The sequence below is a fragment of the Sulfuritalea sp. genome, assembly GCF_017302275.1.
Taxonomy (GTDB): Bacteria; Pseudomonadota; Gammaproteobacteria; order Burkholderiales; family Rhodocyclaceae; genus Sulfuritalea.
The window spans coordinates 40,614-47,581 of record NZ_JAFLDR010000032.1; the positions used below are offsets into that span (position 1 = coordinate 40,614).

A 6,968-nucleotide genomic window follows, 5' to 3' on the forward strand; every position below is an offset into this window, starting at 1 on the left:
GGCGCAATTCTTGAAGGCGATCTTCATGTACTCCGGAATCCTTGATCTCCCCTGGTGGGGTTATGTGATCGTCACTGCGGTGCTTACGCACATCACGATCGCCGCAGTCACCATATTCCTGCATCGGCATCAGGCGCATCGGGCATTGGACCTCGGCCCGCTTCCCAGTCATTTCTTTCGCCTGTGGCTATGGCTGACCACCGGGATGGTCACCAAGGAATGGGTAGCGATCCACCGCAAGCATCACGCCAAATGCGACACGGCAGCCGATCCGCACAGCCCGCAGGTGTTCGGCATCAATCGGGTGTTGTGGACGGGCGTGTTTCTATATGTCAGGGAATCGCGCAATGCCGATACGCTGGAGCGCCACGGGCGCGGGACACCCGATGACTGGCTGGAGCGGAAGGTGTATGCCCGAAAGTTCAAGTTCGGAATCGTGCTCATGCTGGGCCTCGATGTCGGCTTGTTCGGCACCTGGCCGGGCATCTTGATCTGGGGGGTGCAGATGGCCTGGATCCCCTTCTGGGCGGCCGGGGTGGTGAATGGCATTGGGCACTTCTGGGGCTATCGGAATTTCGCTTGCGCCGATGCCTCGACCAATTTCTTTCCGCTCGGCATCCTGATCGGCGGCGAGGAACTGCACAACAATCACCATGCATTCGCAACCTCGGCCAAGCTTTCCAGCAGGTGGTACGAGTTCGACATCGGCTGGATGTACATCTGCGCCATGGAAAAGCTCGGCCTCGCGCGGGTGAAGAAGGTCGCGCCACGGCTTCGGCTGGGCGCGGCGCGTCCGACGATAGACGTCGAGTTGCTGCAGGCGGTTTTCACACACCGCTACGACGTCCTGGCAAAGTACATAAAGGGGCTGCGCCAACTGGCGGCCGAGGAGTTTTCCCGACTGAAGATCGATGCGCACGAAGGGCGCGTGATGAAGCGCCTGCTTGGTCAGGACGGTGCTGTCCTGGCGGCGCCGCAGAGGGAGCGTCTGGCGGGACTGCTTGCCCAAAGCGAACCGCTTTCCCGCGGCTACGCCATGCGCGCCGAATTGGAGGCGCTGTGGGCTCGCTCGGCCGCATCGCACGACCAGTTGGTTACGCAGTTGCAGGATTGGGTGGCGCGCGCCGAGCAGAGCGGGATTCGCCAACTGGAAGAGTTTTCGCTGCGCTTGCGGCGCTATGCGGCCTGAAGTTGCCGCGTCCAACAGAAAAAACCCGCCGCAGCGGGTTCTTTTTTAAGGAAGCGTTGCCTTACTTCAGCTTTACTTCCTTGTAGGCGACATGCTTGCGCGCCTTCGGGTCATACTTCAAGAATTCCAGCTTCCCCGGAGTTGTTTTCTTGTTCTTCGTGGTCGTGTAGAAGTGACCGGTACCGGCTGTGGATTCCAGCTTGATCTTTTCACGTCCGCCTTTGGCCATGTTCGTTTCTCCTGTTAGACGCGCTCGCCGCGCTCACGCAATTCGGCGAGGACAACGTCGATGCCCTTCTTGTCGATGGTGCGCAGACCGGCGTTGGACACGCGCAGGCTGACCCAGCGGTTTTCGGTTTCACTCCAGAAGCGGCGGCTGTGCAGGTTAGGCAGAAAGCGACGCTTGGTCTTGTTGTTGGCGTGGGACACGTTGTTCCCAACCATCGGGGCCTTGCCCGTCACTTGACATACGCGAGACATGATGTGCTCCTGAATGCTTATTTCGCAAAGTCGGCGATTTTACCAAACAATCGCGTGAAAGCCCAATCCTTTTTAAATCAATCCGCGTTCGGCAAAGGAAAGCGGCCTGGCGCTGCCGGCGACGATGAAATGGTCGAGCAGTTTCACGTCGATCATCGCCAGGGCCTGTTTCAGCGACGAAGTGAGCACTTCGTCGGCGCGCGATGGCTCGGCCAGACCCGATGGATGGTTGTGGGCGAGGATGACGGCGCCGGCGTTGTGGTCCAATGCGCTTTTGACCACGACGCGCGGATAGACGCTGGTTTGCGTAAGGGTTCCACGAAACAGTTCCTCGCTGGCGATCAGGCGGTTCTGGGCATCGAGCCAGAGTGCAATGAAGACTTCATGCGGCAAGCTGGACAGCGAGAGCCGCAGCCAGTCTCGCACCGCCTCGGGCGAGGCAAGGGCATCCTTGGCTTTCATGGGCGAGGCAAGGGCGCGGCGCGCCAGTTCCAGAGCGGCGGCAAGCTGGGCGGCCTTGGCCGGGCCGATCCCGTGAAGTCGTGCGAGTTCCTTGGGAGTCGCCGCAGCCAGTGTGGCCAGGTCTCCATCGAAGCTTGCAAGCAGTTCGCGGGCGAGGTCCACAGCGCTCTTGCCGCGAATGCCGACACGCAGGAAGATCGCCAGCAGTTCGGCATCGGACAGGGCGGCGGCGCCTTGTTTGGCAAGTCGTTCCCGCGGGCGCTCGGCCTCGGGCCAATCGCGTATGGCCATGGTTTAGAATCCCTGCCTGGTTGCCGAATGGCGGGATTTTAATGTCATGAACGAATTTCAGGGCAAGCGTGTCGTCCTCGGTATTACCGGCGGCGTGGCGGCGTACAAATCGGCCGAACTGGTGCGACTGCTGGTCAAGGCCGGCGCCGAGACGGATGTGGTACTGACCGCCGCCGGGGCCAAGTTCGTTGGGCCCGCCACCTTTCAGGCGCTCTCCGGTCGTCGTGTGTGGCAGGCCTTGTGGGATGAGCGGATGGACAACGGCATGGCGCACATCGACCTGACCCGAGGCGCTGCGGCATTGCTGGTGGCGCCTGCCACGGCGGATTTTCTCGCCAAGTTGGCGCACGGTTTTGCCGACGATCTGTTGTCCACGCTCTGCCTCGCCCGAGCCTGCCCGCTCCTGGTGGCACCGGCGATGAACCGACAGATGTGGGACAACCCTGCCACCTACCGCAATGTGGCGCAACTGCGAGCGGACGGTGTCAGCGTTCTCGGTCCAGGGCACGGCGACCAGGCCTGTGGCGAAGTGGGAGACGGGCGCATGCTGGAAGCACAGGATCTGTTCGAGGATCTCCATGCCGCGCTGCAAGTCAAGTCGCTGGCCGGAAAGCGCGTCCTGCTCACTGCTGGCCCGACTTTCGAAGCGCTGGATCCGGTGCGCGGCCTGACCAATTCAAGCTCGGGCAAGATGGGTTTTGCGCTTGCCCGTGCCTGTGCCGAGGCGGGAGCGCACGTCACCATGGTGGCCGGTCCGGTAGTGTTTCCGACGCCGCGCGGCGTGCATCGGGTAAATGTCCAGAATGCGCTGCAGATGCGGGAAGCCGTATTGCAGGCACTGCCGGGGCAGGATGTCTTCATCGCTGTAGCGGCCGTGGCCGATTACCGCCCGCGCCAGGCGGCGGAGCACAAGATCAAGAAAGGTGCGCAAAGTCTGGCGATCGAACTGGAAGCCAATCCTGACATCCTGGCCGAAGTGGCGAGCCGTCCCGACGCGCCGTTTTGCGTCGGTTTCGCCGCCGAGAGCCGCGACCTGGCGACCTATGCCGAAGGCAAGCGCCTGGCGAAGAACCTCAAGCTCGTGGTCGGCAACCTGGTACAAGACGGCCTGGGCGGCGACAACAACACGGTAACCCTGTTTGATGTGCATGGTGCGCACCCCTTGCCGCCGGCGGACAAGCACGAGGTGGCGCGCGGCATCGTTGCGCATATCGCCGCCCTGCTGGAGAAATGACGTGGCAACGATCGACCTGAAGATACTCGACGCCCGCCTCAAGGATGAACGCTACATGCCGGCCTATGCCACGGCAGGCGCCGCAGGCGTTGACCTGCGGGCGTGCATTGACGTGGCGCTCAAGATCCATCCCGGAGAAACCATACTGGTACCCACGGGAATGGCCGTGCACCTGGCCGACCCGGGTTACGCGGCAATGATCCTTCCGCGTTCCGGCCTCGGACACAAGCATGGAATCGTGCTGGGCAATCTGGTCGGTCTGATCGACTCGGATTACCAGGGGGAGATATTCGTTTCGACCTGGAATCGCAGCCACGACACATTCACCTTGAATCCGCTGGATCGCCTTGCGCAACTGGTCGTCGTTCCCGTGGTTCAGGTGAAGTTCAATGTCGTCGACGATTTTCCGGCGAGCGAGCGTGGTGCGGGCGGGTTTGGCAGCACCGGGATCGCGGGATAGCTTTCAGGGCAGCCCGAATGATCCGGTCTTTCCTATCCCTGCTTGGAGTCGCACTGTTCGTGGTTACGCTACCGGCGACTGCCGCCTCCTCGCCGGCGCCCGCGCCGCGCGTTGCAGCAATCATCCAGTCGCGCTGTGCCTTGTGCCACGGAGCCGAAGGCGAAAGCGCCAGCGTCGTGTATCCGCGTATCGCCGCGCAGCATCCGGACTACCTGGTCAAGCAGTTGAGGGATTTTCGCGATGGTCGTCGCCGGAGCGAGACGATGACCGATATGGCCAAGGATCTCAACGATGATGTGATAGTGGAACTGGCGGCGTACTTCGCCGGCAGGAAGGCGGGTGCGCGACAGCCTGGCGATACAGACCTTGCCGCAGTGGGAAAGTACATCTATCAGCGCGGCAACGGCTATTCCGGCGTGGCGGCTTGTGCTTCCTGCCACGGTCCTGGCGGTCTCGGCACGGCGCAATTGCCTCGCCTCGCCGGGCAGCATCCGGCCTACATCGAAACGCAGTTGAAGGAATTCAACCGTCGCGCGCGCACCAACGACAATTCAATCATGCACTCGATTGCGTCAAAGCTCACCGAATTGGAAACCAAGGCCGTGGCGGTATACATCGGCGGCTTGCAGTAGGATCCCCTCGACGCTGTGCCGAGATCGATCGCGCAAAAACAAAACCCCGCCGAAGCGGGGTTTTGTTTTGGTGTGAAGCATTTCGATCAGGTCGACATTTCGGTAAGGATGTTCTTCAGCCAGCTTTCGGCGAAAATCGCCTCCATCTTGGCGGCCGAGAAATCCGCCGGGGACACGCCGCCCGAGTTCGGCACGGCGACGATCTTGCCGTCCTTGGCGGCATACACCGCAGCGACGCTGACAGCCTCCTTGTCGGTGATGTAGCTGTAGCAGGTGTTGATGCCCGACATGTCAGTCAGTTCCTTGCCATTCATCAGTGCAACGATGTTGGTCGCGCAAATCTTGGCTTCGGAGTTGGCCGAATAGCCCGACTTCGGCATCGCACCGGCGTTCGATGCATCGCCGATGACGTGAATGCCAGCCTGCTTGGTCGACTCGAAGGTGTTCGGATTCACCGGGCACCAGTTCTTGTCGTCACCGACCAGACCCGCGGCAACCGCGATTTGCCCGGCACGCTGCGGCGGTATGACGTTCACCACATCGCCCTTCACGTCTTCGAGGCCTTCGATCAGAACCGTCATCTTTCCGGCGTCCACTTCGGTCACCTTCTTGGCTGGACGATAGTCGATGATGCCCGCGTAGTTGTCCTTCCAACCCTTGGTGAACAGTGGGCCCTTGGAAGCAATCGCCGGGTTGGCGTCGAGGACGACGATCTTCGACTTCGGCTTGTGGGCCTTCAGGTAGTGGGCAATCATGCTGGTCCGCTCGTAGGGGCCGGGCGGGCAGCGGAAGGGCGAGAGCGGTACGGAAAGCACGACGGTGCCGCCGTCCTTCATCGCTTCGAGCTGCTTTCTCAGCAGCACGGTCTGGGGGCCGGCCTTCCACGCGTGGGGCATTATTTCCATGGCGGCGGCGTCGTAGCCCTTCATGTCTTCGAGACGGAAATCGATGCCGGGTGAGAGCACCAGGCGGTCGTAGCTGACGGTGCCCTTGCTGGTGGTGACCACCTTGGCCGCCGGGTCGATGGCCGTGACTTCGGCCTGGACGACCTTGATGCCGTGGTTGGCGGCCAGTTTGTCGTACTTGATGGTCAGCGGGCTGAGGTCCTTGAGGATGCCTCCGATGTACAGGTTGCTGAACGGGCAGGAAATGAAATGATCGTTGCGTTCGATCATCACCACTTCGATGCTCTTGTCCATCATGCGAATGTACTTGGCGGCGATGGTGCCGCCATAGCCGCCGCCGACCACCACCACGCGCTTGGCGCCCTTGGGCATCAGTTCGGCGGCACGGCCGATCATCGGCAGCCCCGCGGCGCCGGCGCCTGCGCCGACCAGTTTCAGGAAACTTCTGCGATCCAGTGTCATGTTGTCATCCCCCTTATTTAACGCTGGCGTAGAAGTGGAGCAGGGCATCGATGTCGCCCGCCGACAGCGGTTTGACCTTCTCCGCCATCTTCTCCGGCATCTTGCGCTTGCCCGATTGGTAGAGTTCCATCTGCATTTGCAGATAGGGTAGCCATTGACTGGCCATCACCGGCGTCTCGTCCTTGCCTTCGCGCCCGTCCTCGTTGTGGCAGCGATTGCAGTGCTCTTCCTGGAGGCTGGCCCCCTTCTTGACCTTGGCCGCGTCGACTTGCTGGCTGGTTACGTGCAGCTTCTGTTTGGAGAAAAACTCGCCCATCGCCTCGAAATCGGAATCGGTGTAGCCCTTGGCCAGCCGTCCCATAACGGTCGAAGGACGCTCACCGCTCTTGAACTTTTTCATCGCGTCGACGACGGCTGCCTTGGATTGGCTGGAGAGGCTGGGCATGGTCGGACCGGCGCTGCCGCCATTGGTGCCGTGACAGCCGGCACAGGCGTTCGCCAGCATCGTCGGCGAAGGCGGCGCAGCATGTGCTACTGCGGACATCGCAAGGACGCTGCCTGCCAGCGCCCATCCTTTCAACTTCATCGTCATCAAGTTTTCCTCCTTGGTTTTAAGAGATGCTGCGGTCCTACTGCTTCTGGACGTTGATGTAGCTCTTCGTCGCCGGGTCATCCTTGTCAAGGCCGAACTGATAGCCGAGCGACACGTAATGATAGCGGGCATTTGTGAAATCCTCGTGGATGGCGAAGCCGAAGTTATATACCTTGTCGGCGCCGATGGCATGGTCACCCTTGCCGCCGGACGCGGCCAGCGTGCGTTCCATCAGCACCACCCACTTGTTGCCTTCCTTCT

The 6,968-nt window shown here is 61.4% G+C and carries 9 protein-coding genes and 1 pseudogene; 4 read left to right on the forward strand and 6 right to left on the reverse strand.

Features of this window, described 5'->3' with window-relative positions; translation table 11 throughout:
• Window positions 1-25: 25 nt before the first annotated feature.
• Window positions 26-1,189 (forward strand): fatty acid desaturase, encoded by a 1,164-nt coding sequence (locus J0M27_RS15840; RefSeq protein ID WP_294993754.1) that lies wholly within the window; start codon window positions 26-28, stop codon window positions 1,187-1,189.
• 61 nt (window positions 1,190-1,250) lie between these two features.
• Here the strand turns inward: J0M27_RS15840 and rpmG are convergent, their stop codons facing one another.
• The 3 genes from rpmG to radC all read right to left on the reverse strand — a co-directional run bounded on the left by rpmG (window position 1,251) and on the right by radC (window position 2,422).
• Entirely contained in the window at window positions 1,251-1,418 is a 168-nt protein-coding gene (rpmG, locus tag J0M27_RS15845) for a 50S ribosomal protein L33 (protein ID WP_294993757.1), read from the reverse strand.
• Between the two features lie 14 nt (window positions 1,419-1,432).
• Window positions 1,433-1,669, reverse strand: a complete 237-nt coding sequence (gene rpmB, locus J0M27_RS15850) for a 50S ribosomal protein L28 (protein WP_294993760.1) — start codon at window positions 1,667-1,669, stop codon at window positions 1,433-1,435.
• A gap of 72 nt (window positions 1,670-1,741) precedes the next feature.
• Window positions 1,742-2,422, reverse strand: a complete 681-nt coding sequence (gene radC, locus J0M27_RS15855) for a DNA repair protein RadC (protein WP_294993764.1) — start codon at window positions 2,420-2,422, stop codon at window positions 1,742-1,744.
• A 46-nt stretch (window positions 2,423-2,468) separates the two neighbouring features.
• Here radC and coaBC point away from each other — a divergent pair, with 46 nt between their 5' ends.
• Genes coaBC through J0M27_RS15870 form a run of 3 tightly spaced genes read left to right on the forward strand, consistent with a single transcriptional unit; the run spans window position 2,469 to window position 4,748 of the window.
• Window positions 2,469-3,656, forward strand: coding sequence for a bifunctional phosphopantothenoylcysteine decarboxylase/phosphopantothenate--cysteine ligase CoaBC (coaBC, locus tag J0M27_RS15860; RefSeq protein ID WP_294993766.1), 1,188 nt, complete (start codon window positions 2,469-2,471; stop codon window positions 3,654-3,656).
• A 1-nt stretch (window position 3,657) separates the two neighbouring features.
• The gene (gene dut / locus J0M27_RS15865) at window positions 3,658-4,116 is read left to right on the forward strand and encodes a dUTP diphosphatase (RefSeq protein WP_294993768.1); all 459 of its coding nucleotides are present in this window, start codon (window positions 3,658-3,660) and stop codon (window positions 4,114-4,116) included.
• 17 nt (window positions 4,117-4,133) lie between these two features.
• Window positions 4,134-4,748, forward strand: a complete 615-nt coding sequence (locus J0M27_RS15870; protein ID WP_294993771.1) for a c-type cytochrome — start codon at window positions 4,134-4,136, stop codon at window positions 4,746-4,748.
• A gap of 86 nt (window positions 4,749-4,834) precedes the next feature.
• Here J0M27_RS15870 and J0M27_RS15875 read toward each other — a convergent pair whose 3' ends face one another.
• From J0M27_RS15875 to J0M27_RS15885, 3 genes and pseudogenes are all read right to left on the reverse strand, one after another.
• Window positions 4,835-6,115, reverse strand: a complete 1,281-nt coding sequence (locus J0M27_RS15875; protein ID WP_294993774.1) for an FAD/NAD(P)-binding oxidoreductase — start codon at window positions 6,113-6,115, stop codon at window positions 4,835-4,837.
• A gap of 13 nt (window positions 6,116-6,128) precedes the next feature.
• On the reverse strand, window positions 6,129-6,707 hold the full coding sequence (locus J0M27_RS15880) for a c-type cytochrome (protein WP_294993780.1): 579 nt from the start codon (window positions 6,705-6,707) through the stop codon (window positions 6,129-6,131).
• Between the two features lie 37 nt (window positions 6,708-6,744).
• Window positions 6,745-6,968: pseudogene (locus J0M27_RS15885) on the reverse strand (hypothetical protein); the annotation flags it as partial.

Excerpts from the sequence above, each read along its gene's own strand:
- rpmG (WP_294993757.1), bottom strand. The coding sequence starts at position 1,418 with ATGGCCAAAGGCGGACGTGAAAAGATCAAGCTGGAATCCACAGCCGGT.
- J0M27_RS15870 (WP_294993771.1), top strand. The coding sequence starts at position 4,134 with ATGATCCGGTCTTTCCTATCCCTGCTTGGAGTCGCACTGTTCGTGGTT.
- J0M27_RS15840 (WP_294993754.1), top strand. The coding sequence starts at position 26 with ATGTACTCCGGAATCCTTGATCTCCCCTGGTGGGGTTATGTGATCGTC.
- coaBC (WP_294993766.1), top strand. The coding sequence starts at position 2,469 with ATGAACGAATTTCAGGGCAAGCGTGTCGTCCTCGGTATTACCGGCGGC.
- J0M27_RS15880 (WP_294993780.1), bottom strand. The coding sequence starts at position 6,707 with ATGACGATGAAGTTGAAAGGATGGGCGCTGGCAGGCAGCGTCCTTGCG.
- rpmB (WP_294993760.1), bottom strand. The coding sequence starts at position 1,669 with ATGTCTCGCGTATGTCAAGTGACGGGCAAGGCCCCGATGGTTGGGAAC.
- J0M27_RS15875 (WP_294993774.1), bottom strand. The coding sequence starts at position 6,115 with ATGACACTGGATCGCAGAAGTTTCCTGAAACTGGTCGGCGCAGGCGCC.
- radC (WP_294993764.1), bottom strand. The coding sequence starts at position 2,422 with ATGGCCATACGCGATTGGCCCGAGGCCGAGCGCCCGCGGGAACGACTT.